The organism is Nocardiopsis sp. Huas11 (assembly GCF_003634495.1).
In the GTDB taxonomy this organism is placed as follows: Bacteria; Actinomycetota; Actinomycetes; order Streptosporangiales; family Streptosporangiaceae; genus Nocardiopsis.
In genome coordinates this window covers 4,171,047-4,193,780 of record NZ_RBKY01000001.1, presented here as the reverse complement: position 1 = coordinate 4,193,780, position 22,734 = coordinate 4,171,047, and the positions used below count along the sequence as shown (strand labels likewise).

20 protein-coding genes are annotated in these 22,734 nt (G+C 73.8%); 12 read left to right on the top strand and 8 right to left on the bottom strand.

Going from position 1 to position 22,734, the window contains the following annotated elements:
• Positions 1-25: 25 nt before the first annotated feature.
• The 7 genes from DFP74_RS19080 to DFP74_RS19050 form a co-directional block, all read right to left on the bottom strand.
• A complete protein-coding gene (locus tag DFP74_RS19080; RefSeq protein ID WP_121183367.1) occupies positions 26-601 on the bottom strand; it encodes a hypothetical protein in 576 nt (191 codons plus the stop codon).
• Between the two features lie 159 nt (positions 602-760).
• Positions 761-1,288 (bottom strand): flavin reductase family protein, encoded by a 528-nt coding sequence (locus DFP74_RS19075; RefSeq protein ID WP_121183365.1) that lies wholly within the window; start codon positions 1,286-1,288, stop codon positions 761-763.
• A 142-nt stretch (positions 1,289-1,430) separates the two neighbouring features.
• On the bottom strand, positions 1,431-2,135 hold the full coding sequence (locus tag DFP74_RS19070; RefSeq protein WP_121183363.1) for an HAD family hydrolase: 705 nt from the start codon (positions 2,133-2,135) through the stop codon (positions 1,431-1,433).
• Positions 2,136-3,431 (bottom strand): aminotransferase class III-fold pyridoxal phosphate-dependent enzyme, encoded by a 1,296-nt coding sequence (locus tag DFP74_RS19065; RefSeq protein WP_147453885.1) that lies wholly within the window; start codon positions 3,429-3,431, stop codon positions 2,136-2,138.
• Between the two features lie 28 nt (positions 3,432-3,459).
• Entirely contained in the window at positions 3,460-4,227 is a 768-nt protein-coding gene (locus DFP74_RS19060; protein ID WP_121183359.1) for a bifunctional 2-polyprenyl-6-hydroxyphenol methylase/3-demethylubiquinol 3-O-methyltransferase UbiG, read from the bottom strand.
• 154 nt (positions 4,228-4,381) lie between these two features.
• Positions 4,382-4,744, bottom strand: coding sequence for a VOC family protein (locus tag DFP74_RS19055; protein ID WP_121183357.1), 363 nt, complete (start codon positions 4,742-4,744; stop codon positions 4,382-4,384).
• Positions 4,745-4,868: 124 nt separating this feature from the next.
• Positions 4,869-6,215 (bottom strand): NAD(P)/FAD-dependent oxidoreductase, encoded by a 1,347-nt coding sequence (locus tag DFP74_RS19050; RefSeq protein ID WP_121183355.1) that lies wholly within the window; start codon positions 6,213-6,215, stop codon positions 4,869-4,871.
• Positions 6,216-6,365: 150 nt separating this feature from the next.
• On the opposite strand from DFP74_RS19050, the gene DFP74_RS19045 reads away from it, so the two are divergent.
• The 12 genes from DFP74_RS19045 (at position 6,366) to DFP74_RS18990 (ending at position 22,078) form a co-directional block, all read left to right on the top strand.
• Complete coding sequence (locus DFP74_RS19045; RefSeq protein ID WP_233571032.1) at positions 6,366-7,346, top strand: DUF1702 family protein; 981 nt, start codon at positions 6,366-6,368, stop codon at positions 7,344-7,346.
• Between the two features lie 10 nt (positions 7,347-7,356).
• Positions 7,357-9,273, top strand: coding sequence for a VCBS repeat-containing protein (locus DFP74_RS19040; RefSeq protein WP_199725708.1), 1,917 nt, complete (start codon positions 7,357-7,359; stop codon positions 9,271-9,273).
• Positions 9,270-10,208 (top strand): enediyne biosynthesis protein UnbU, encoded by a 939-nt coding sequence (locus tag DFP74_RS19035; protein ID WP_199725707.1) that lies wholly within the window; start codon positions 9,270-9,272, stop codon positions 10,206-10,208. The genes DFP74_RS19040 and DFP74_RS19035 overlap by 4 nt, the downstream gene beginning before the upstream one ends.
• Positions 10,205-15,931 carry a type I polyketide synthase gene (locus DFP74_RS19030; protein WP_121183351.1) on the top strand — a complete coding sequence of 1,909 codons (5,727 nt, stop codon included), beginning with the start codon at positions 10,205-10,207 and terminating at the stop codon, positions 15,929-15,931. Before DFP74_RS19035 ends, DFP74_RS19030 begins: the two co-directional genes overlap by 4 nt.
• Positions 15,924-16,373 carry a thioesterase family protein gene (locus tag DFP74_RS19025; protein WP_121183349.1) on the top strand — a complete coding sequence of 150 codons (450 nt, stop codon included), beginning with the start codon at positions 15,924-15,926 and terminating at the stop codon, positions 16,371-16,373. Before DFP74_RS19030 ends, DFP74_RS19025 begins: the two co-directional genes overlap by 8 nt.
• Before the next feature lie 47 nt (positions 16,374-16,420).
• The gene (locus DFP74_RS19020) at positions 16,421-17,083 is read left to right on the top strand and encodes a hypothetical protein (RefSeq protein WP_121183347.1); all 663 of its coding nucleotides are present in this window, start codon (positions 16,421-16,423) and stop codon (positions 17,081-17,083) included.
• Between the two features lie 83 nt (positions 17,084-17,166).
• Positions 17,167-18,354 carry a glycosyltransferase gene (locus DFP74_RS19015; protein ID WP_147453884.1) on the top strand — a complete coding sequence of 396 codons (1,188 nt, stop codon included), beginning with the start codon at positions 17,167-17,169 and terminating at the stop codon, positions 18,352-18,354.
• Entirely contained in the window at positions 18,351-19,445 is a 1,095-nt protein-coding gene (locus DFP74_RS19010; RefSeq protein WP_121183343.1) for a carbohydrate kinase family protein, read from the top strand. The genes DFP74_RS19015 and DFP74_RS19010 overlap by 4 nt, the downstream gene beginning before the upstream one ends.
• Positions 19,438-19,995: a LuxR C-terminal-related transcriptional regulator gene (locus tag DFP74_RS19005; protein ID WP_121183341.1), complete on the top strand. Its 558-nt coding sequence runs from the start codon at positions 19,438-19,440 to the stop codon at positions 19,993-19,995. Before DFP74_RS19010 ends, DFP74_RS19005 begins: the two co-directional genes overlap by 8 nt.
• Entirely contained in the window at positions 19,982-20,470 is a 489-nt protein-coding gene (locus DFP74_RS19000; protein ID WP_121183339.1) for an adenylyltransferase/cytidyltransferase family protein, read from the top strand. Before DFP74_RS19005 ends, DFP74_RS19000 begins: the two co-directional genes overlap by 14 nt.
• Positions 20,463-21,458 carry an NAD(P)-dependent oxidoreductase gene (locus tag DFP74_RS18995; RefSeq protein WP_121183337.1) on the top strand — a complete coding sequence of 332 codons (996 nt, stop codon included), beginning with the start codon at positions 20,463-20,465 and terminating at the stop codon, positions 21,456-21,458. The genes DFP74_RS19000 and DFP74_RS18995 overlap by 8 nt, the downstream gene beginning before the upstream one ends.
• On the top strand, positions 21,455-22,078 hold the full coding sequence (locus DFP74_RS18990) for a bifunctional 2-polyprenyl-6-hydroxyphenol methylase/3-demethylubiquinol 3-O-methyltransferase UbiG (RefSeq protein WP_121183335.1): 624 nt from the start codon (positions 21,455-21,457) through the stop codon (positions 22,076-22,078). The genes DFP74_RS18995 and DFP74_RS18990 overlap by 4 nt, the downstream gene beginning before the upstream one ends.
• Here the strand turns inward: DFP74_RS18990 and DFP74_RS18985 are convergent.
• The gene (locus DFP74_RS18985; RefSeq protein WP_158613021.1) at positions 22,020-22,592 is read right to left on the bottom strand and encodes a response regulator transcription factor; all 573 of its coding nucleotides are present in this window, start codon (positions 22,590-22,592) and stop codon (positions 22,020-22,022) included. The two genes, DFP74_RS18990 and DFP74_RS18985, sit on opposite strands and share 59 nt — an antisense overlap.
• Positions 22,593-22,734 lie beyond the last annotated feature (142 nt).

The window sequence follows — 22,734 nt, the reverse complement described above, 5'->3', positions numbered from 1 at the left end:
CTCCCCCGCGGGGGCGCCGTCCGACTCACGTGGCCGCCTCCCACCGCCGCTCCGCACAGGAGCACACCATGGTCGCGGCCTCGTCGTCTCGCGGGTGGGTGTGCACGTACATCGCCACGACCATCGGCGCGAAGACCAGGGCGTTGTAGAGCAGGTGCAGCTCCACACGCGGGATGAGCAGCTGGATCAGGCTCGTGGGCGCCTCCCGTCCGGCCAGGTTGGACCCGGCGATCGCCTGGATGAGCAGGAGCAGGTGTTCCAGGTGGTGCCAGACCTGGATGATCAGTGCCGCGGTCCACCAGGCGCGTGAGCGGCCGGTGAAGCCCGGGCGCAGGAGGATCAGGCCGACCAGCATGACCAGGGCGTAGCCGTAGTGCATCCACTCGGAGGTGACCAGCCACGGGAACGGGATGCCGAGCACGCCGCGGGCCTCGGGGATCGGCCAGTCGAGGACGTAGATCTGGATGGCTTGGACGACGTGCTCGGCCCAGTGGGCGAGTACGACGACCATGAACGCCCACAGCGCCGGGCGGTGTCGGCGCGCGTTGATGCTGTGGATGCCTTCGCCCAGAGGGGTGGAGGCGGCCGGTCGTTGCTCCATGGGGGCCTTGTCCCTTCGTCGACACGGGGGGTCGGGTCCGGGCCGCGTGGACGCGGGCCCGGGGTACGGCGGAGTGCGAGGGGCGTGGGCGGGGGCAGGGGTGCACGGCCTGCCCGGAAGCAAAGCGGACGCGCACCGGGTCTCGGACCCGCCCCGCTCTCACACGGGGTCGTCCCTGCGGGGAACGGGGTGGTGCGCGCGCTCGCGCAGGACGGTGGCGGGAGCGGTCCCGCCCTCGGCCCGTACGACACTTCCGACGACGAGCACGTGGTCGAGGCAGGGCCGGTGCTCGCGGATCTCGCACACCAGCAGCGCGGCGCAGCGCGGCAGAGCGGGGACGCCTCCCACCTCACGCACCTCCAGGCCCGCGAAGCGGTCCGCGGCGGACCCGGTGGCGAACCTGTGGGCCAGCCCACGGTCCTCCCAGGTCAGGACGTTGACGGCGAAGGAGCCCGCGGCCAGGAGCACGCTCAGTGTGGAACTGTCCTCTCCGAGGGAGACGAGCAGGCTCGGAGGGCGCAGGGACACCGGGATCACGGCGCTGGCCGTGCACCCGGCGGGGCCGTCGGCGCCGCGGGCGGTGACGACCGTGACGGCGCTGGGCACCAGGGCGAAGGCGTCCCGGGCCCGCCCGGGGTCGAGGGCAGGAGCGTCCGCGGCGGCAGGGGAGGTCGGAGAAGGGGACATGGGGCCTCCAGCGTGCGTCGGTGTGCCGCCCCTGTCCCGGGGCTGGCCGACGGAGGGCGGTTCTGGCGAGGAGTGGTCGTGAGGGGGCGGTCGTGGCGTGAAAGGGCCGGCGGAGGGTGGGCGTCGCAGAACCCGCCGGTGCTCAGCGGAGCAGGCGCAGCACGGCGTCCGCGAAGGCCCCGGTGTCGGCCAGGTCGGGCAGGACCGCGTCGGCACCGGCCAGGATGAGCTCCCTGGGCGAGGCGCGGCCACTGGCCACTCCCAGGACCCTGGCCTGCCCCGCGCGGGCGACGGCGGCGTCGGCGGGCGAGTCTCCGACGAGCAGGGTCCGCTCCGCGGGGAAGGGCTGCCCGCGGAGCGAACCCGCCGCCCGGCGGGCCCGCGCGACGACCCCCGTCTTGGTGGGCGCGTCGTCCCCGTACCCGGTTCGGCGCCAGTCCACGTGGCGGTCCAGGCCGAAGGCCGACAGCTTCGCCTCGGCGACTCCGCGGAGGTTGCCGGTGGCGACGCCGACGAACAGGTCCTCCAGCGCGGCGGCCCGGCGCATCGCCGCACGGGCGCCCGGCAGGACTCCTCCCAGGGCGCGCATGCGGTCCGGGTCCGCGGTGAGGCCCTCGCGCAGCCGTTCGAGGACGTGCGGCAGCATGCGCCGCCGGCGGCGCGGGCCGACGCCGTTGAGGCCGAGCAGCGCGTCCACGGTCTGTGGTTCGGTGCGCCCGGCGCCCGACGGCGGCAGCCGCGGTTCCTCGACGCCCACGGCCTCGGCCGCCACACGCAGGTACACCTCGCGGTCGAAGTCGGTCGTGCGCACCAGTGTGTGGTCGATGTCCCACAGCAGCAGGCGCACTCAGACGAACCCCTTGGTCGGGTCGGCCGGCGACCAGCCGGAGGCGAGCGCGGCCAGGGACGTGTCGAGCCCGCCGAGCATGTCCGCCACGTCCGACTCCTCGACCACCAGGGGCGGTATGAGCATGAGGGCGGGGACCGCGTTGAGGACCGAGACGAGGACGCCGCGCTCCTCCAGGGCCAGCCGCACCTTGTTGACGTACCACGGGTCGTCGGCGGCCGCGGAGGCGAACTCGACCGCGTACATGAGCCCGGTGCCCCGCACGGCGGAGATCGACGGGTGGGACCGGGCCAGGTCCGCCAGGCCGGACCGGAGCTGCTCGCCCCGGGCGGCGACGTTGGCGAACACCTTGCCGTCGGCCAGGGCGTCCAGGACGCCCATGGTGGCGCTCAGCGCGAGTGGGTGCCCGTCGTGGGTGGAGCCGGTCGCGAAGAACCGCTCCACCGGTGCGGCGATGAGGTCCTGGTAGACGCCATCGCTCAGGCACACCGCGGACAGCCCGGCGTAGCCGCTGGTGATCCCCTTGCCGAGCAGGAGGATGTCCGGTTCCAACCCGATCTGCTCACAGCGGGTGTAGGCCCCGGTCCGGCCCATGCCCGTGGTGACCTCGTCCGCGATGAGGTGGATGCCGTGTCCGCGGCAGAACGCCGACAGCTCGGCGGCCTGCTCCCGGGTGAGCACGTGTCCGCCTTCGCCGATCACCGGTTCGATCACCACGGCGCTGATGCGGTCGGGCCCGTAGTCCTCCAGGACGGACAGGGCCGAGGGCAGGTCGGCCGCGGTGTCGCCGTCGCCGCCGTGGGGGGCGCGGGTGTGGATGACGTCGGGCATCAGGGGGCCCGCGTGGTGGTGGAGGTAGGCCAGGCCGGTGATGGCGCTGGCCCCGGGGCCGAAGCCGTGGAACCCGCCCCAGAGCCCCACCACCGCGCGCCGTTCCGGGGTGCCCTGCAACAGGCGCAGGTGGCGGGAGAGCAGTGCCGCGGTCTCCACGGCCTGGGCGCCGTTGGCCTGGAAGCGCACGTGGTCGATGCCCTGGGGGAGGACTGCGGCGAGGGCCGCGGCGCAGTCGACGGCGATGCGCGAGGGGCGGCCGTAGCCCCACATGTGGGCGTAGGGCAGCCGGTCGACCTGGTCCCGGATCCGGCGGACGAGCCCTTCGTGGCCGTAGCCGAGGGTCACGTTCCAGAAGCCCGACCGGAAGTCCAGGTACCACCGTCCGCCGTCGTCGCGGACGCGGACGCCGTCTCCCTCGACGATCATCTCGTCGGTGCGCAGGTAGCCCAGGTGTGCGGGCATGCAGGTGCTGTTCCAGAGGTGGAACGTCTCAGGCGTGGCCAACGGTGTCCTCGCTTCGCTCGTAGACGGAGATGTTGTGCACGCTCCGGGAGGTGAACTCCTCCCCTTCCCAGCCGCTCCAGCGGTCGCGCAGGCGCAGGCCGGCCATGCGGGCCATCAGGTCGATCTCGGCGGGCCAGGCGTAGCGGACCGGGACGGGCATGAGCCGGGTCGAACCGTTCTCGAACGAGACCTGCTGCATGAACATGCGCTGCCGGGCGCGGTCGTGGTCGACGATCCACAGGCCCACGCGGTCGTGCCCCACGTGTTCGACGAAGACGCCCTGCTCGTCCTCGTCCATGCGCGGGACGCGTGCGGGGACCTCGATGACGAGTACTCCCCCGGGGCTCAGGCGGCTCGCCGCGTTGGCGAAGCAGCGCACCTGCTCGTCCTGGGACTCCAGCAGGAACAGGGTGTTGTCCACGCAGGTGATCAGGGAGAAGGGTCCCTGCGCCGGAACGTCGGCGAGGTCGCCCTCGATGACACGGACACGGTCGCCGTCCGGTTTGGCGGTCAGGCGGTCGATCATCTCGGGGGAGGACTCCACACCGGTGACCTGGAGTCCGGCTCGGGCGAGCGGGAGTGCGACCCTGCCCGTTCCCACGCCCAGTTCCAGGACCGGGCCGCCGTCGGCGAGCTTGCTCAGCGCGGACAGGCAGCTCGCGTCGCCGTCCTCTCCGTACCAGGTGTCGAAGACATCGGCGATTCCGTCCCCGTAAAGGGCCTTCTTGTGGTGGGCAGACCGCTCATCGCTCATACCGCGACCCTAGAGACGACCCGTTGACGCGTTCCATAGGCAATAGGGACCAGAGAATCGGCGTATCGGGACCGGGCCGGGGTCCTGATGTGGTCCCTCGGACACACGAAGGGGTCCCGGAAACTCCGGGACCCCCGTTCGGCCGCTCCGCCCTCTAGGAGAGCGCCTGGACGAGCCCGAGGTGGTGGCCCTCGGGGCTGGTGAAGTCGCACCAGGCCAGGGCGCCCTCGATCTCCTCGCGGTCGCTGCTCTTGACATCGAGGGAGGTCAACCGGGTCTGCTCGGCGGTGAGGTCCTCGACGCCGAGCAGGACCTTGCAGCCGGCCTTGGAGGCGGCCTCGTCGCCGGTGGTGAGGAGCAGGCTCACGCCGTCGCGCAGCTCGAACTCGACGTCCGTCGGGGAGGGCTCACCGAGCGGCTCGCGGCCCAGGACCTTGGTGTACCAGGCGGTGGCCGCCGTCAGGTCCTCGACCGGCAGATTGATGATCACGAGGGTGGGCTTCAAGGCACCGGACATTTCCTACCTCATTTCATGGGGCCGTGGATAATTCGGGATTACTTGTGCTCCCGGTCAACAAAGCTACCACTCAAAGTAGTCGTTTAGGCGAGGTGTTCGAACGGCCCGGTGTCGGATCTGGTACTTATCTGGATCCCATGATCTCTTGCGCCGCACGAATGCCGCTTGATATCGCGCCGTTCATTCCGCTGTCGTACGGGCTGGTGTGCTCGCCCGCGAAATGGCAGTCCCCGTCGGGTACCGCCTCGATTCCGGCCAGCGCACCGAATTGGCCGGGCCCGTAGAAGGCGTAGGTGCCCAGGGACCAGGGGTGGCGCGACCAGTCCCAGGAGACCGCCCGCCCCGTCCAGTGGGCACGCGCCCCGGGCACCAGGTGCTCGAACTCGTCGAGGAAGGCACGGGCCAGGGCGGGGGCGCCGTCGGCCTGGGTGCGGCCGGTGCGCAGGTTGACCAGGACCGCGGGAGCCCCGGGCGTGCCGGCGTCGGCCAGGGTCTCGTCCCAGCATGCCTCGAATCCGCCGTCGGAGACCGCGGCCCCGTTGCCGCCGACCCCTGTCCAGGGGCGTCCGTCGAACTCCAGGTGCGTCCGCGTGGCGGTGCCCATGCCCAGCGTGCGGACGGCATGCATTTTGGCGGAGCCGAATCCGGAGCGGTCCAGGTCGACTCCGGCGCGCAGGACGGAGAAGGGGACGGTGAGCACGGTGCGGTCCGGTGTGGTCTCGTAGCGGCCGGAGCCGGTGTCGAAGACCAGGGTGGTGCGCGCGTTCCGGCCGCGTCTGAGGGCGACCAGCGCGTGGCCCAGGCGCACCGGCCCGGAGAGGCGCTCCGCCAGGCGGTCGGCGATGAGGCCCGCGCCGCCCCTCAGGGCGTAGCGGGCGTCGGCCGGCCCGAACAGCCCGAACTCCCCCGGGGGGTTGCGTCCGAGCATCCCCACCAGGTGCAGGGCGCTCAGCCGGGCGGCGTCGGCGCCCAGCTCCCAGGTGTAGGCGGTCGTGAGGAAGGCGGCCAGCCGGGTCCCGGGGACCGTCCTGTCCAGGTAGTCGGCGACCGACTCGCGGTCGAGTTCGGCCGCACGGGGCGTCATGCGGCCGCGACCCGGCCGGTCCCCCGCTGCCCGGTGGTCGGCGCGCACGATCGGGTCGAGTGCGGTGTACTCGTCGGCCGCCTCGTCGAGCGGGTAGGGGGATCCTCCGATCCGCAGCAGGGGCGCGGTGCCCGCCGGCTGGGTCGTGTGCAGGTCGACCGCCTCCAGACCCAGCTGTTCGACGAGCCGCAGGAGGAGGGTGTCGGTGGAGTCGATGAGCTGGGCTCCACGTTCGATCGGCGGGCCGCCGGGAAAGGCGTCGCGGACCGTCCAGCAGCGCCCCCCGACGCGTTCGGAGGCCTCGTACAGGGTCACCTCGTACCCGGCCCGGTCCAGTTCGACGGCGCAGGCCAGACCGGCCAGGCCGGCTCCAACAATGGCTATCATCCCTCATTTCTAGCGATATGCCCTGGTCCCGAGTATTCCCGGATGCCGCATTGGTACCTTTTTGGTTCTATCCGCACCACATTTGGTACTTCCCGACTATTGGGTTGTTTTGCGAAGCCGCATAGGTTCAACCAGGAATCAACCAAGGCGGTGATCGTGTACATAAGCCTGCCGATGTCGGGAATCGGCCGAGCCCTGCTCGGATTCTCGGCCGACGAGACCGCGTTCGACACACGCGGGTTCCACCGGGGCGACCCGAGTGCCGTCCGCGACCTGGAACGCGCCGGAGCGGCTTTCCACGCGGGGTACACGGCGGCTCTGCAGGACCTGGCCGCGGCCCCCGAGACCTTCCGCGTCCAGGACGGCCCGAGCGCGGGTTTCGCCTACGAGGGCGCGGGCATGGCCCTGTGCCTGGCCGACGCGCTGAGCCTGCCGCACGGAACCGGCTTCTCGCGCTTCGTCGCCGGCCCCGCGCGACGCAGCCGCTACACGGCCCAGGTGGGAGCCGGGTGGGCCCTGGCCCGCCTGCCGCGCCCGCTGTGGCGACCGGTGCTCCGACAGCTGGACCCGCTCCTGGGCTGGCTGGCCTGGGACGGCCACGGGTTCCACCAGGAGTTCTTCGCGCCGGGACGACCGCACCGGTCCCCGCTGCCCGGCTACGTCGGCCACGCCGTGGCGCAGGGGATCGGCCGTGCACTGTGGTTCAGCTCGTGCGCCGAACCCGAGCTGGTCGCCCGGGCCGTCGCCCGGTACGCACCCCGCTACCACGCCGACCTGTGGAGCGGGGCCGGCCTGGCCGCCGTGTTCACCGGGGCACCGCACACCGACGTCCTGCGGAGTTCGGCACACGGCCACGGCCCGGCCCTGGCCCAGGGCGCGGCGTTCGCGGCCAAGGCCCTCATCGAACTCGGACCGGTGACCGAGCGGTCTCGCCGGGCCGTGGCCGATCTGGCCGGAACCGGGGTGGAGGAGGCGGCGGCGGTGACCGACGAGGTCCTGGCCGCCCTCGACCGCGCACCGGACGCACCGGACGCACCACACGCCGCCCCGCCGAGCGGACTGCCGGTCTACGAGGCGTGGCGCCGCGGTATCGCCGCCCGGCTGAGCTCGGGGGCGCCCAGTGTCCTCTGATCGGAGTCCCGTGCCCCCTTCTCCCCTGCGCGCCCATGCCGCCAAGGCGGTGGCCGTCGTGCTCGTCGTGGCGGCCTTCCTCACCGCCCGGCTGCCCGAGCCCGGCGCCGAGGAGATGGCAGAACTCGCCGCGGGGTACGCGTTCACCCCCCTGGAGATCGCGGTCCCCGACGGGCTGCCCACCCAGGACACACGGCAGGTCCACCCCGACTACGAGCGCATCCAGGCCTGGATATCGAGCGTGGGAGCGGGCATCGCCGCCACCGATCTGGAGGGCGACGGGACCCCCGACGACCTGTGCCACGTCGACCCCCGGGTGGACCGGGCGGTCGTCGCACCGGCGCCGACCGGCGAGGAACGCTACGAGGCCTTCGCCCTGGACACCGGCGGCCTTCCCTACGACGACACCATGGCACCGATGGGGTGCCACCCGCTGGACGCCGACGCCGACGGACGCATGGACCTGCTCGTCTACTACTGGGGGCGCAGCCCCACGCTCCACCTGTCCACCGCCGCCGGTGACGAGGCGCCCTCCGCCGACGCCTACGAGGCCGTCGAACTGCTGGAGGGGGGCCACGAGACGTGGTTCACGAACGCCTCCCTGGTCGCCGACGTCGACGGCGACGGCCGCACGGACCTGATGTTCGGCAACTACTTCCCCGACGACGCGGCCGTGCTGGACACCTCCGGCGGCGGTGCCCCCACGATGCAGCACTCCATGTCCAGAGCCGCCAACGGCGGCACCAACCGGCTGCTCCTGGGTGCGGACTCCGGGCAGGACACGCTGTTCACCGACGCGGGCCACGCCCTGGACGCCGAGACCGCCGACGGCTGGACCCTCGCGCTCGGGGCCGCCGACCTCGACGGCGACCTCCTGCCGGAGATCCACGTGTCCAACGACTTCGGCCCCGACCGCCTGCTGCGCAACGACTCCGTGCCGGGTGAGCCGGCGTTCACCGTCGTGCGGGGCACGCGCACCGTCGCCACGCCCGGGTCCAAGGTGCTGGGCGAGGACTCCTTCAAGGGGATGGGGATCGACTTCGGCGACATCGACGGCGACGGACGCCTCGACATGGCGGTCAGCAACATCACCGAGGAGTTCGCCCTGCACGAGAGCAACATGGTCTGGGTCGACACCGGCGAGGCCGGTGCCCTCGCCGAGGGGCGCGCCCCCTACCGGGAGAGCAGTGACTCACTGGGCCTGTCCAGGTCCGGGTGGGGCTGGGACATCCGCATCGCGGACCTGGACAACAGCGGTCACGCCGAGGTCGTCCAGGCCACCGGGTTCGTGGCGGGCGAGGTCGACCGGTGGCCGGAGATCCAGGAGCTCGCGCTGGCCAACGACGAGATCCTGGCCGACCCCCGTGTGTGGCCCCGGCTCGGGCCCGGCACGGACCTGTCCGGGGACGGCGGGCTGGTCCTGTTCGCGCGGCCCGACGGCCGGGGGCGGTTCACCGACATCTCCGACCGGGCCGGGGTCGGGCACAGCACCGTCAGCCGCGGTATCGCCCTGGCCGACACCACCGGGGACGGGCTGCTGGACATCGCGGTCGCCAACCAGTGGGACGCACCCGTGCTGTACCGCAACGACTCGCCGCGGGCGGGCACCTCGCTCGCACTCGACCTCGTGCGGCCCGCCGAGCACGGCACCACCCCCGCCGTCGGTGCCGCCGCACGCGTCACGGCGCCGGACGGGCGGGTCTACGCGGCCCAGGTCGACGGGGGCAACGGCCACTCCGGCAAGGGCAGCACCCAGATCGTCGTCGGACTCGGCGACACCGCCCCCGAGGAGGATCTCTCAGTGGAACTCGCCTGGCGCGACGAGAGGGGCCGGCCCCACCGTCAGGTGGTCACCCTGACCGCCGGCCACCACACCGTCGTACTGACCGACCGTGCCGACCTCAGAGGGACGGGGGACGCGTCGTGACCGAACTCCGGATCCGGGAGGACGGAGCGGCGGAGGGCGCCGGCGCCGCGGTGCCCACCACATCCGCCCCGCCTCCCAAGGACGTGCGGATCACCGCTCTGCGGCGGTTCGCGGCGGCCATCACCGTGCTCAACATCGCGGGCTACGCGGTCCTGGGTTTCGAACCCGCGGTCCTCGCGCCACTGGCGGCCCTGGCCACGGCCTACGGCATGGAGCTGGGCCTGGAGTACTTGGACGCGCGGCTCAACGGGCGCCGGGCCCGCTTCCTGGGCCGACCGGCCGCGTTCGTCGACTTCCTGCTGCCCGCCCACATCACCGCCCTGGCCGTGAGCATGCTGCTCTACTCCGGGGCCACCGTGTGGCCGGTGGTCTACGGCGTGGTCATCGCCCTCGCCTCCAAGACCGTGCTGCGAGTACGGATCGGACCGGGGCGCAGGCACGTCCTCAACCCGTCGAACTTCGGCATCGCCGCCACTCTGGTGACGTTCACCTGGGTCGGCATCGCGCCGCCCTACCACTTCACCGAGAACGTGTTCGGTGTCTGGGACTGGATCCTGCCGGCGATCATCATCACCACGGGCAGCCTGCTCAACCTCAAGCTCACCCGGCGCGGGTGGCTGATCCTCGGTTGGCTGGGCGGGTTCGCGGCCCAGGGTCTGCTCCGGGTCCTGCTCCTGGACGCCGCGCCGGTCGCCGTCCTGGCGCCCGTGACCGGACTGGCCTTCGTCCTGTTCACCTTCTACATGGTCACCGACCCGGCCACGACCCCGTCGAAGCCCCGCAACCAGGTCCTGTTCGGCCTCGCGGTCGCCGCCGGCTACGGCCTCCTCACCGCCGCCCACATCTCCTTCGGACTGTTCTTCGCGCTCGTGGCGGTCTGCGCGGTCCGGGGCCTGTACCTGTACGTCAACGCCATGCGGGGGGACCGGAGATGACCGGTATCGCGATCGTCGGGATGGCCTGCGCCTACGGCGGAGCCGCCACACCGACCACACTCTGGGAGAACAGCGTCGCCGGGCGGGCCTCCTTCCGGCGCATCCCCGCCGAGCGACTGAGCCTGGCGGACTACGGGAGCGACACCGGGGCCGATCCCGACAGGATCACCGTCACCCACGCCTCGGTGCTGGAGGACTACGCCTTCGACCGCGCGGCCTTCGGCGTCGCCGGATCGACCTACCGGGCCACCGACCTGACCCACTGGCTCGCCCTGGACGTGGCCGGGCGCGCCCTGGCCGACGCGGGGCTGGACCCGGCCGGGGCGATGAGCGGTGCCGACGCCGAGGAGACCGCCGTCCTGGTCGGCAACACCCTGGCCGGCGAGTTCACCCGCGCGAACGTGCTGCGGACGCGCTGGCCCTACGTCCGCCGGGTCGTGGCCGACCTGCTCAGGGACCGCGGCATGGACGATCCCGACCTGTTGGAGGAGCTGCGGGCGCGTTTCGTCGCACCCTTTCCCGAACCGGACGGCGACACCCTCGCCGGAGGCCTGTCCAACACCATCGCCGGGCGGATCTGCTCCCACTACGGGTTCGGTGGCGGGGGATACACGGTGGACGGCGCCTGCGCCTCCTCCCTGCTGGCCGTCGTGCACGGGTGCCGTGAGATCGCCGAAGGACGGGCCCGTATGGTCCTGGCCGGTGGCGTGGACCTGAGCCTGGACCCCTTCGAGCTGGTCGGCTTCTCGCGCGCCGGGGCCCTGGCCCGCGACAGGATGCGCGTCTTCGACCGCCGCTCCACCGGCTTCCTTCCGGGAGAGGGCAGCGGCATGGTCGTGCTCATGGCCCTGGAGGAGGCTCTCGCGCGAGGGCTGCGGCCGTACGCGGTGCTGCGCGGATGGGGCGTGTCCTCGGACGGCTCCGCCGCCATCACCCGGCCCGAGAGCGGCGGCCAGCTCCTGGCCCTGGAACGCGCCTACCGGATCGCGGGGTTCTCGCCCCGGACCGTCGGCTACTTCGAGGCGCACGGAACCGGCACGGCCATCGGCGACGCCGCCGAGGCCGCGGCCCTGTCCGCTCTGGTCGGCGCCCCCGAGCCCGGCCGTCCGCGGCCCGTCCTGGGATCGGTCAAGGCCCTCATCGGCCACACCAAGGCCGCGGCCGGCGTCGCCGGCCTGATCAAGGCCGCGCTGGCCGTGCACACCCAGGTCCTTCCGCCGACGTCCGGCTGCGAGCAGCCGATCGGCGCGCTCGTCGGCCCGGACGCGCGGCTGCGCACGACCACCGAGCCCGAGGCCTGGTGCGGCGACCACCCACCGCGCGCCGGCGTCAGCTCGATGGGCTTCGGCGGGATCAACGCCCACCTGGTGCTGGAGGGCACCGCCGCGCACCGCCGGACCGGCCTGGACCGGCGGACCGCGCGGCTGGGGGCGGCGGGCCAGGACGCGGAACTGTGGGTGTTCGCCGACGGCTCCCCGGCCGACCTGCGCGAGCGGCTGGAGCGGGCGGCCGAGCTGGCCGTGACGCTCACCTTCGCGCAGCAGTCGGACCTGGCCGCGTCGCTGGCCCGCGACCCCGGGCAGGGCCCCTGGCGGGCGGCCGTGGTCGCCCCGGCCGGCGCCGGGCTCCCCGCGCTGCTGCGCGAGGCCGCCGCCGCGGTCGGCGAGCGGGTGCTCGGCCCCCGCGTGTTCACCGCTCCCCCGGTCGGCACGGGGCCCGGGCCCCGGATCGGGTTCCTGTTCTCCGGGCAGGCCGCTTCCGTCGGTTCCGGAGGCGGTCTGCTGGCCCGGCGCTTCGCCGAGATCGGCCGATTCCTCGACGGACTCGCCCTTCCCGAGGGCGATCCGGCCCTCGACACCTCGGTCGCCCAGCCGCGCATCGCGGCGGCCTCCGTGGCGAGCCTGCGCGCCCTCGACGCCCTGGGCGTCCACGCCGACGTCGGCCTGGGCCACAGCCTGGGCGAGCTGACCGCGCTGCACTGGGCCGGCGCCCTCGACGCGTCCGCGCTGCTCGACCTGGTCGCGGCGCGCGGCACGGCCATGGCGGCTTCGAAAGGCGAGCGGGGCGCCATGGCCGCGGTGGCGCGCTCCGCGCGGGCCGTTCGCGGCCTCCTGCCCGAGGGCGCCGTGGTCGCGTGCGTCAACGGCCCGGAGGAGACGGTCGTCTCGGGTACCGAGGACGCCGTCGAGCGGGTGGTGCGCGACCTGGGCGGCCGTCGCCTGCCGGTCGCCCGCGCCTTCCACTCCCCCCTGGTCGAACCGGCCGTACCGGCCTTCCGCGCGGCACTGGAGCGCACCCGCCTCGGCCCGCCCCGACGCTTCGTGGCCTCCACGGTCACGGGCGGCCCGCTGGCCGCCCGCACCGACCTGCGCGAGCACCTGGTCCGCCAGGTCACCGACCCGGTCCTGTTCTCCGACGCGCTGGCGGCCGCCGGCGACGTGGACGTGTGGGTGGAGGCCGGGCCCGACGGCATCCTCGCGGGCCTGGCCGCCGCCCAGGGCCGGACGGCGTTCGCCGTGCGCGCCGGCTCGCCCGCGCTGAGCGGGCTGCTCTCCGCGGCGGCCGCCGCCTGGGCCCTGGGCCGACCGGTGCGCACGGCGGCCCTGCACCAGGACCGGTTCACCCGCCCGCTGGACCCGGACCGCCGACCCGTGTTCCTGGCCAACCCGTGCGAGACGGCTCCGGCCGCCGCCGCGCCCGAGCCGGAGCACACCGCCTCCGCGCGGACCGCCGGAGCGCCGGTCCCGGTCGGCGCCGACGCCTCCGGGGAGCAGACCGACGCCGTGGCGGCCGTTCGCGCGCTCGTCGCCGAACGCGTGGAGCTCCCGCTCGACTCGGTCGGCCCCGGCACCGGCCTGCGCGCCGACCTGCACATGAACTCCATCGCGGTGGCCCAGCTGATCGCGGAGGCGGCCCGGCGCCTGGACCTGCCGGTCCCCTCCCACCTGACCGAGTACTCCGCGGCCACGGTCGCCGAGATCGCCGAACTGCTGTCCAACGGCGCGGGGACCGCCGCCGCGTCCGAGACGCAGGACACCGTGCCCGGCGTGGAGGGCTGGGCGCGCGTGTTCACCGTGGAGGACGTCGAACGCCCCCTCGGCCCCGTCCCCGAGGGGGTCCCCACCGGCCGTGCCACAGTGGTCGCGGCGCCCGGTGACGGGCTCGCCGCCGCGCTGGCCGAGTGCGACCTCGGCGACGGGACGGTCGTCCTGCGCCCGGGCGGCCCCGGCGGCCACCACGAGGGGCTCGACCTGGTCGCACGGGCCGTCGGCGCCCTGTCCGGGGCCGAACGCCTGGTGGTGGTCCAGGACGACTCCGGGCCGGACCACGCCACGGCCGCGGGGTTCGCCCGCAGTGTCCACCTCGAACGAGGGCTGCCCACGGCGGTGGTGACGGTCACCGACACCGACCCCGCGGCTGCCGGGCACGTCACGGCCGAGACCGCGCTCCTGGCAGCGTTCGGTGGCCATCGGGAATGCCGCTACCGCACCGACGGCCACCGCAGCGAGCCCCGGATGCGCCACCGCCCCCTGGTCGAGCCGCCGAGCGAGCAGGCTCCGTTCGGACCGGACGACGTCGTCCTCGTCACCGGGGGCGGCAAGGGGATCGGCGCCGAGTGCGCCCGCGAGATCGCCCGGCGCACCGGGGCACGGATCGTCCTGATGGGCCGCTCCGACCCCTCCGAGGACACCGAACTCTCGGCCAATCTCGAACGCCTCTCGGCCGACGGCGTCCACTTCTCCTACCTGCGCGCCGACGTCCTGGACGCCGACGCGGTGCGCGGCGCGCTGGCAGGGGTCGTACGGGAGACCGGGCCGGTGACCGGGGTCCTGCACGCGGCCGGGACCAATGAGCCCGCCGCGTTGGAGGAGCTGGACCGGGACCGGCTGGAACGCGCGGTGGCGCCCAAGGTCGAGGGGGCCCGCAACGTGGCGGCGGCCCTGGATCCGGCGGCACTGCGGTGGTTCGTCTCCTTCGGCTCCCTGATCGCGCGTACGGGCCTGCCCGGCGAGGCGCACTACGCCCTGGCCAACGAGTGGCTGGGGCGCGTCACCTCGCGCATCGGCGCCGCCCTGCCCGAGGGGCGGGCGCTGACCCTGGACTGGTCGGTGTGGTCCGGTGCCGGGATGGGCGAGCGGTTGGGGAGCCTGGACGCCCTCGTTCGGCGGGGGATCGACCCGATCCCCCTGGACGCCGGCCTGGACCTGATGTACCGACTGCTCGCCGCCCCGGACGCCGCCGACAGACTGGTGGTGACCGGCCGGTACGGTGACGCGCCCACGCTGCTCACCGAAGAACGGGACGTGCCCATGCTCCGCTTCCTGGAGCGCGTGCGGCGCCTGGTCCCCGGTGTGGAGCTGGTGGCCGACGTCTCCCTGTCCGCGGCGACCGACCCCTACCTCGACCACCACGCCTTCGAGGGGGACCGCCTGCTCCCCGCGGTGATGGGGATCGAGGCCATGGCCCAGGCGGCATCGGTCCTGCTCGACGACGACCGCCCCGCCGCGCTGTCGGAGGTGGAGTTCTCCGCCCCGGTGGTGGTCGGGGACGACGACACGGTGCTGCGCGTGGCCGCCCTGGCGCGGCCGGACGGCACGGTGCGCACGGTCCTGCGAAGCTCGGCGACCGGGTTCGCGGTGGACCACTTCTCCGCCGTGTACGAGGCCAAGGCCGAGGCGTCCAGGGAACGCACCCTCACCCTCGCCACCGTCCCGGACGCCGACGTCCCGCTGGACCCGGGTGAGCGCCTCTACGGCGGTCTGTTCTTCCAGGGCGGTCCGCTGCGCCGGGTGCGAGGCTATCGGCGGCTGACCGGTTTCGACTGCGTGGCCGACCTGTCCGGTACCACCGAGGACCACTGGTTCGCCCGCCACCTGCCCCAGCGGCTGCTGATGGGCGACGCGGGCAGGCGCGACGCCGCCATCCACGCCCTCCAGGCGAGCCTGCCCGGCCACCGCCTGCTCCCGGTCGGCGTGGAGCGGGTGACGGTGTTCGACACCGAGGCCTGCGACGCCGTGCTCCACGCACGGGAGCGGTGGGCCGCCGACGGAGAGCACGTCTTCGACATGGAAGCCGTCGACGACAGGGGCACCGTCCTGGAGCGCTGGGAGGGCCTGCGCCTGAGGATGATGGGCCCCGGCCCCCGGCCGATGGGCCCCGAACTCCTCGCGCCGTACGTGGAGCGCCGGGGGCGCGACCTGATCGGTGTGACCGACCTGCGCGCGGCGGTGGAGTCGGGGGACACCCCGATCCGGCGCCGGGCCCGCGCGGTCCACCGTCTCCTCGGTGTGGGAGTGACCGTCCGCGGCCGGCCCGACGGCCGCCCCGAGCTCTCCAGCGGTGACCACGTGTCGGTGACGCACTGCGGCCCCTTCACACTGGTCGCCACCGGGTCGGAACCGGTCGGCGTGGACCTGGTCCGCCTGGACGAGGTGCCCGACGACCCCGGGGGTCTGATCGGCGACGAAGGAGGCGCCCTGGTGGCGGCCGTGGCCGAGGCGCGGCCCGACGCGGGGCCCCAGTACCTGGCGGCGGTGGTCTGGGCCGCCCGGGAGGCCGCGCGCAAGTGCGCGGGGCGCCCCGGCGGCCCCCTCGTGCTCGGGCACTGCGACGGCCCCTGGACGGTGTTCGCGGCCGGGAACCTGACCGTGGCGGTGCTGCGCGACGGCGACCACGTGGTGGCGCTGGCGGGCGGTCCGGCGGGAGGGGGCGGGCATGCCTGAGTCGTTCGAGTACCGGCACGTGGTCACCCTCGACGAGACCAACCAGCTCGGGAACGTGTACTTCGCGCACTTCCTGCGCTGGCAGGGGCACTGCCGCGAACTGTTCCTGCGCGGTGCGGCCCCCGAGGTGGTCGAGTCGCTGGATCACGAGCACGCCCTCGTGACCGTCCGCGCGGCCTGCGACTACCTCGACGAACTGTACGCCTTCGACGAGGTGGCCCTGCGGATGCGGGTCTCCGACGTCGTGCGCAACCGCATGACCCTGCGGTTCGACTACTGGCGGGTCTCGGGCCGGGAGGCCCTGGTGGCCCGTGGCGAGCAGCAACTGGCGTGGCTCAAACGGACCGGTGACGGCTTCGACCCGGTCCCCGTGCCCCAGACCCTGCTCCACGCGATCGACGCCTACCTGGCCGCACCGGCCCGGCCGGGATGGCGCCTGTGACGACGGCCGGCACCGAACGACACCAACCGCCTGACAAGGAGCGTGACATGACCGTCACCGACCCGTTGAAGGACCGTCTGCGGGAGGCCGACCCGGCCATCGCGGCCGAACTCCTGCGCACCAAGACCAGCAACCTGGTCGACGTCATGATCCCCCGCCGCCGCCTCAGCGACGGCAGCCTGGGGTTCAAGGCGCGGGTGGAGACCACCATCACCCTCAAGTTCGGGGGCGACGCCTCCGCCGACACCCCCGAGGAGGTCATCACCCTCGTCGCGGAGGAGTCCGAGATCCGGCTGCACGACCCCGTCCTGACCCTGGACGGTGCGCTGCGCCTGGACCTGGAGACCGTCTCCTACGAGGCCGTGGGCACCAGCGCGGTGCTGTGGCCGGGTGAGCGTATCCGGCTGCGTGCCGGGCGCGCGGACGACCCGATGATGCGCCCGACCCTGGGCCGTCTGGAGATCGGGCCGCTCGTGCAGTTCGGCACCGAGCCCGTGCGCAGCGTCCAGGAGGTGTTCGTCGCGGCGGACACCCCGCTGGGCACCCTCCACAACCGCCTGCCGGCGGTCATGCACTGTGACCTGACGCGTATCCCGCCGATCGGTCAGCCCTACGTCCAGCAGGGCCAGGTCGCCCTGTACGACGGCGACGGGCGCGTCGTGTGCATGAAGACCACCACCCAGAGCGAGCTGACGGCGCTCGTGGACTAGTGGTCCGCACGCCGGTGGTGCCCGCCCGGGCGGGCACCACCGGTTCCCGGGCCGCCGCCCCGCCCCCCAGATGGAAGGTGTCCATGCGGATCCTGTTCACGACCCTGCCCGTCGGGACGCACCTGCGCCCCCTGGTCTCCGTCGCGGAGGCCGCCCGGGCCCGCGGCCACGACGTCGCGGTGTGCGCCCCGGAGTCCTTCCGGTCCGAGGTGGAGCGGTACGGGCTTCGCCATCTGCCCGCGGGCAAGGACTGGATCACCGGGATGCTCGCGCCCCTGTTCGACGCGGACACGATCACCCCCGACGAGGTGGCGGAGCTGATGCGCCGGCTGGTCACCGAGGGGCTGCCCGGGGAGGGCGCCCTGGCCATGGCCGAGGAGGTCATGGCGCAGGCCGCGGACTTCGGCGCCGACGCCGTCGTGCGCGAGGCCTACGAACTGGGCGGCTGCCTCGCGGCGGAGGCGTTGGGCCTGCCGCACGCCTCCGTGGGTGTCGTGGGGCGCGTCACCGAGTTCCTTGACCCGGCGCTGCTGGCGGGTCCGCTGGACGAGCGGCGCCGTGCGCTGGGGCTGCCGGCCGACCCGCGGGCCGAGCGCGTGTACGGGTACCTTCACGCCCACCTCATGCCCCCGGAGTACGACCCCGCCGAGTCGGCGATCCCGACCCTGCGCCACTACCGACACCACACCGTCGACCAGCCGGGCGACCGGCTGCCGGACTTCCTCGCCGACCTGGACCCCGCGCGCCCTCTCGTGTACGCGAGCCTGGGCACGGTCGCACCGCTCTTCCGGGCCGCGGACCGACGGCTGGAGTCGATCATCCAAGGGCTGGGGCGCACCGGCGCCGAGGCGGTCGTGGCCGTGGGGCCCGGACGCGGGCCCGCACTGCGCGAGAGCGCCCCGGAGCACGTCCACGTGGTGGAGACCGTCGCCCAGCCCCTGCTGCTGGACACCGCGGACCTGCTGCTCACGCACGCCGGGTTCACCAGCGTGCGCGAGTCGCTGCGCGCGGGCGTGCCCATGGTGACCGTCCCGTGGATCGCCGAGAACCACATCATCGCGGCGCGCTGCGCCGAACTCGGTCTCGCCCGGACACTGGACTGGGAGCGCCTGGACGCCGCGTCGGTGGCGGACGCGTGCCGCACGGTGCTGGCGGATCCGGCCTTCCTGGGCCGCGCCCGCGCCATGCAGCGGCGCATACTCGCCCTGCCGTCCCTGGAGGCGTTCGTCCAGGATCTGGAGGAACTCGTGCGCGGCGGAGGAGGGCGATGACACCGTTCGAGGTCCTCGGAGGGACCTACCAGGACGACGTCTACTGGGTGGGCTCGGAACTGGACTTCGACGTCAGCCTGACCGCGGCCGCCCACGAGCGCGTCCCGGGCGGCCCGGGGGCCTGCCTGGCCCTGGCGCTGCGCCGTCTGGGCGCCGAGGTCCGCCTGTCCACCGCGCTCGGCGACGGTGACGACACCCGGCGGGCCCGCGACCTGCTGGAGGCCGAAGGTGTGCACGTGCGGGCGCACCACCATCGCGGCCCCCTCGACCACGCGATCACCCTGGTGACCCCGAGCCTGGAGTCGGTGACGGTGACCCACCGCAGCCTGCCGCCCCCGGAGCCCCCACCGTCCGCCGCGCCACCGCCGGAGCCTTCCGCAGGGCCGCCATCGGCGTCGCCCGTCCCCCTGGTCGTGTGCTCGCCCACCCCTCTGACGGGTCTGGCCGCGCGGGTGCGCGGACGCCGTCTCGTGCTCGTGCCACACCACGCTCAGTGCCGCGAACTCACGGCGATGCGCCCCGCTGAGCGGGCCGCGCTCCTGGGCGCGGTGGACCTGTTGGTGGCCAACGAGGGCGAGCATGCGGTGCTCGCCGCGGTCCCCGAGCTCGGCTCCGTCCCGGCCGTCGTGGTGACCCGGGGTCCCCGGGGCAGCGTTCTGCGCCTGGGCGACGCACGCCTGGAGCAGGGACCGGCCACCGAGCCCGAGGCCCCGCCGCTCAATCCCAACGGCGCCGGAGAGGCGTTCACCGCGGCCCTGCTGGCCACCCGTGCCCTGGGAGCGCCGTGGCCGGAGGCGATGCGCGCCGCCGCGCGGTACGCGGGCCGCCACGTCACCGAGCGCTCGTCGCTGTCCTTTCCCCGCTGCCGCCCGCACGACCTCGTCCGCCCCGCCGGCCGCACGGCCGGGCACTCCCGTACCCCCGCCGCACGCCTGCGCGAGTGGGACGCGGCCCCGGCCCTGGAGGAGGAGGCGCCCGCGGGTACCGGCCGCGCCCCGGAGGCGGGACGGCCGAACGGCACCGAACACGCAGGACCGTCCACCGCCGGCGGACGAGTTCCGGTGGCCCTGATCGAGGAGACAGATGGATGACAACCCCCGAGTGCTGGTCGTCGACGCGTTCTCCGCACGAGGGGAGTGCCTGGCCGGGGAACTCGTCCGAGCCGGGATCAGAGCCGTCTGGGCCTGCGCTCCCCCGGTCGGCGACGTCGGTGTCGACGTCGTCCTGGTCGACGTCGCCCATCCGTCCTGCGTCAGCATCGCGCGCTGGGGTCGCTCCGGTACGGCCGCGGTGCTGGTGGTGGGGGCCATGGGACACCCCGGCGTCCTGTCGGAGGCGCTGGCGTCCGGCGCGGCCGGGTTCGTCTCCGTCGACGAGCCGCCCGAACGGCTGGCCGACGCGGTCAGGGAGGTCTCGCGCCGCGGGACACTGGGCGGCCACCGCCTCACCCGGCGCCAGGCCCAGGTGCTCGCGCTGATGGCGACGGGGCTGGCCAACCGCGAGATCGCGGGACGACTGGGCATCCGCCCGCACACCGTCAAGAACCACGTGCAGAGCATCCTCGGCAAGCTCGGTGTGGCCAGCCGCGCCGCCGCGGCCGCGGCCCTGTCCGGGGCGGTGGGCGGCCATGCGCGGAGCTGACGGCGCCAAGCCCGCCGACCTGGAGGAGCTGCGCCGGCTCTCCGAGCGGACCCGTGCCCAGGGGCGCACCGTCGCCCTGTGCCACGGGTGCTTCGACCTCTTCCACATCGGCCACATCCACCATCTGGCCCGGGCCGCGGACCTGGCCGACGTGCTGGTCGTCAGCGTCAGCTCCGACACCGCGTGCGCGAAGGGGCCGGGGCGGCCCGCCTTCCCCTCCGCCGATCGGGCGGCGGTCGTCGGGGCGCTGGCCATGGTCGACCACGTCCACCTGGCGCGCGGCGCCGGACCGACCGACGTCATCACGGCGCTGCGTCCCGACGTCTACGTCAAGGGCCACGACTACGCCCGCCGGCCGTGCGTGCGGCTGCGCGCCGAGACGGCACTCGTGGAACGGCTCGGCGGCAGGACCGTGTTCACCGACGACGCGGTGACGGCGTCGTCGACCGACCTGTTCAGGAGGTTCCATGCCTAGTGTGACGCGATCGCTGGAAGGTCGGCGGGTCCTGGTGACGGGCGGTGCCGGGTTCATCGGCGGCCACATCGTGCGGCGGCTGGCCCAGACCGGTGCCGCACCGGTCGTGGTGGACACGCTCGACGGCTACGGGTTCGACCAGGTCGAACGGTTCGGGATCGCGGGCCTGGCACACGTGGTGCGCGGGGACGCCTCCGACCCGGCGGTCGTGGGGCCCCTGGTCCTCGACGCGGACGTGGTGGTCCACGCGGCCGCGTGCGCCGACGTGGCGGCCTGCACCTCCGACCCCGACCGTGACTTCGGGAGCATGCGCGCGGCCCAGACGGTGCTGGAGGCGGCCCGCCGCTCACCGGGCACGCGCGTGGTCCTGGCCTCCTCCGCGCAGGTCTACGGGGCCGCGCCCGCGGACGGCGCCCTCTTCCGCGAGGACGACACACCGGGTGAGCCGGGCATGCTCTACGCCAACTCCAAGGCGTGGGTGGAGCGGCAGGGGCGGTTGTACGGCTCACTGTTCGGCGTCCCCGTCACCGTGCTCCGGTTCTTCAGCGTGTACGGACCCCACCAGGTCCCCAAACCGGGCAGCCACAGCTGGGCGGCGGCCGTGTTCTCGGTCCGGGCGCTCAAAGGGCTTCCGCTCGTCGTCCACGGTGACGGCTCCCAGGTGCGCGACCTCGTCTACGTCGAGGACGTGGCCGACGCGGTGGTGGCGGCGGCGACCGCTCCGGAGGCCTCGGGCACGACGGTCAACGTGGGGACCGGAACGGCGACGACCATCGCGGACCTGGCCGGGGCCGTCGCCGACCTCGTGCCCGGCACCGAGGTCGTGCGCGGCCCCCGGCCGGAGGGCGACCCGGACGGCGGGGCGGCGGACGTCGCGCGCCTGGAACGGGTGCTCGGTACACCGGCGCGCACGGACCTGGCCGAGGGGCTGCGCGCCTACCTCGACTGGGCGCGGACCAACATGGACCTGGTGGGAGGGGTGCCGTGAGCCGCACTGCGCGGCGGCGCCGCTCGGAAGGGGACGCCGAACCGCACCGGGAGTCGATCCCCGCGGCCTACTTCGACCAGCGGTACGCGCGGGCCGACGACCCGTGGGGCCTGGCCGAGCGCTGGTACGAGCGGCGCAAGTACGCGCTGACCCTGGCCGGGCTGCCCCGGGAGCGGTACGCGTCCGGGTACGAGCCCGCGTGCTCGATCGGTGTGCTCACGCGCGGGCTCGCCGAACGCTGCGACCGGCTCCTGGCGGTGGACAGCGCACCGAAGGCCGTGGGGGCGGCACGCGCCGCCGTGCCCGACCCGCATGTACGGGTCGAGCGGGCGCACCTGCCGGCGGACCTACCGGACGAGACGTTCGATCTGGTGGTGCTGTCGGAGTTCCTGTACTACTTCGCTCTCCCCGACCTGGAGCTGTTGCTCAAGGGGGTGCGGGCGCGGCTGCGCCCGGACGGACACCTCGTGTGCGTCCACCGTCGGGACCTCGGTCCCGGTGGGGGGTGGGACGGCTTCAACGTGCACCGCGTCGTGGAGCGGGTGACCGGGCTGGTGCCGATCACACACCTGGACGATCAGGGTTTCGAGCTCGACGTCCTCGGGTGTCACCGGGGGTGACCGAGGACCAGCCGATGAGTTCGCGGGCGCGCGAGGCCGCCTCTCCCCTGCGCTTGACGCCGAGCTTGCGCAGGATGTTGTGGACGTGGTTCTTGACGGTGCGCAACTCGATGAACAGCTCGCGCGCGATCTGCTGGTTGGACGCCCCCAGGGCGATGAGGGAGAGGACCTCCTGTTCGCGGCGGGTGAGGTGGACGGTCGGCCGCTCGCGCGGGTCGTCGGCGGCGATGGAGCCGATACGGCGCCACAACGAGAAGGTGATCTGTGGAGGACAGCTCAGCTCGCCGCGGATGGCGGCCTCGGTGTTGCCGATGACGTCGTCGACATCGCCCTGGAGGGGCACGTAGCCGGAGGCACCCGACTCGGCGAGCCGCAGGAGGTGCTGGTCGGTTTCCTCCACCCCCAGCGCGATGGCGGTGAGGGGGACGTTCTCCAGGGACCGGATGAGCTCGGCCGCGTTGGGGATGGACACGTTGACGAGTGCGGCGTCGTAGAGGAGTGGGACCCGGCTCACATGGTCCCCGAGCTCAAGGGGGGTGCAGAGCGTGACATCGGAGGTGGACGGATGCCCCCGAAGTCTCCGCGCCAACGGCTCCGCGTACAAACGCGCGTTGTCGATCAACAGAAGATGCAATGCGTGCGCCTCACATTCTGAC

Coding starts and splice junctions, on each gene's coding strand:
- DFP74_RS19015 (WP_147453884.1), top strand. CDS start 17,167: ATGCGGATCCTGTTCACGACCCTGCCCGTCGGGACGCACCTGCGCCCC.
- DFP74_RS19065 (WP_147453885.1), bottom strand. CDS start 3,431: ATGCCCGCACACCTGGGCTACCTGCGCACCGACGAGATGATCGTCGAG.
- DFP74_RS19075 (WP_121183365.1), bottom strand. CDS start 1,288: ATGTCCCCTTCTCCGACCTCCCCTGCCGCCGCGGACGCTCCTGCCCTC.
- DFP74_RS19050 (WP_121183355.1), bottom strand. CDS start 6,215: ATGATAGCCATTGTTGGAGCCGGCCTGGCCGGTCTGGCCTGCGCCGTC.
- DFP74_RS19020 (WP_121183347.1), top strand. CDS start 16,421: ATGACCGTCACCGACCCGTTGAAGGACCGTCTGCGGGAGGCCGACCCG.
- DFP74_RS19055 (WP_121183357.1), bottom strand. CDS start 4,744: ATGTCCGGTGCCTTGAAGCCCACCCTCGTGATCATCAATCTGCCGGTC.
- DFP74_RS19060 (WP_121183359.1), bottom strand. CDS start 4,227: ATGAGCGATGAGCGGTCTGCCCACCACAAGAAGGCCCTTTACGGGGAC.
- DFP74_RS19025 (WP_121183349.1), top strand. CDS start 15,924: ATGCCTGAGTCGTTCGAGTACCGGCACGTGGTCACCCTCGACGAGACC.
- DFP74_RS19000 (WP_121183339.1), top strand. CDS start 19,982: ATGCGCGGAGCTGACGGCGCCAAGCCCGCCGACCTGGAGGAGCTGCGC.
- DFP74_RS19005 (WP_121183341.1), top strand. CDS start 19,438: ATGGATGACAACCCCCGAGTGCTGGTCGTCGACGCGTTCTCCGCACGA.
- DFP74_RS19010 (WP_121183343.1), top strand. CDS start 18,351: ATGACACCGTTCGAGGTCCTCGGAGGGACCTACCAGGACGACGTCTAC.
- DFP74_RS19080 (WP_121183367.1), bottom strand. CDS start 601: ATGGAGCAACGACCGGCCGCCTCCACCCCTCTGGGCGAAGGCATCCAC.
- DFP74_RS18995 (WP_121183337.1), top strand. CDS start 20,463: ATGCCTAGTGTGACGCGATCGCTGGAAGGTCGGCGGGTCCTGGTGACG.
- DFP74_RS19030 (WP_121183351.1), top strand. CDS start 10,205: ATGACCGGTATCGCGATCGTCGGGATGGCCTGCGCCTACGGCGGAGCC.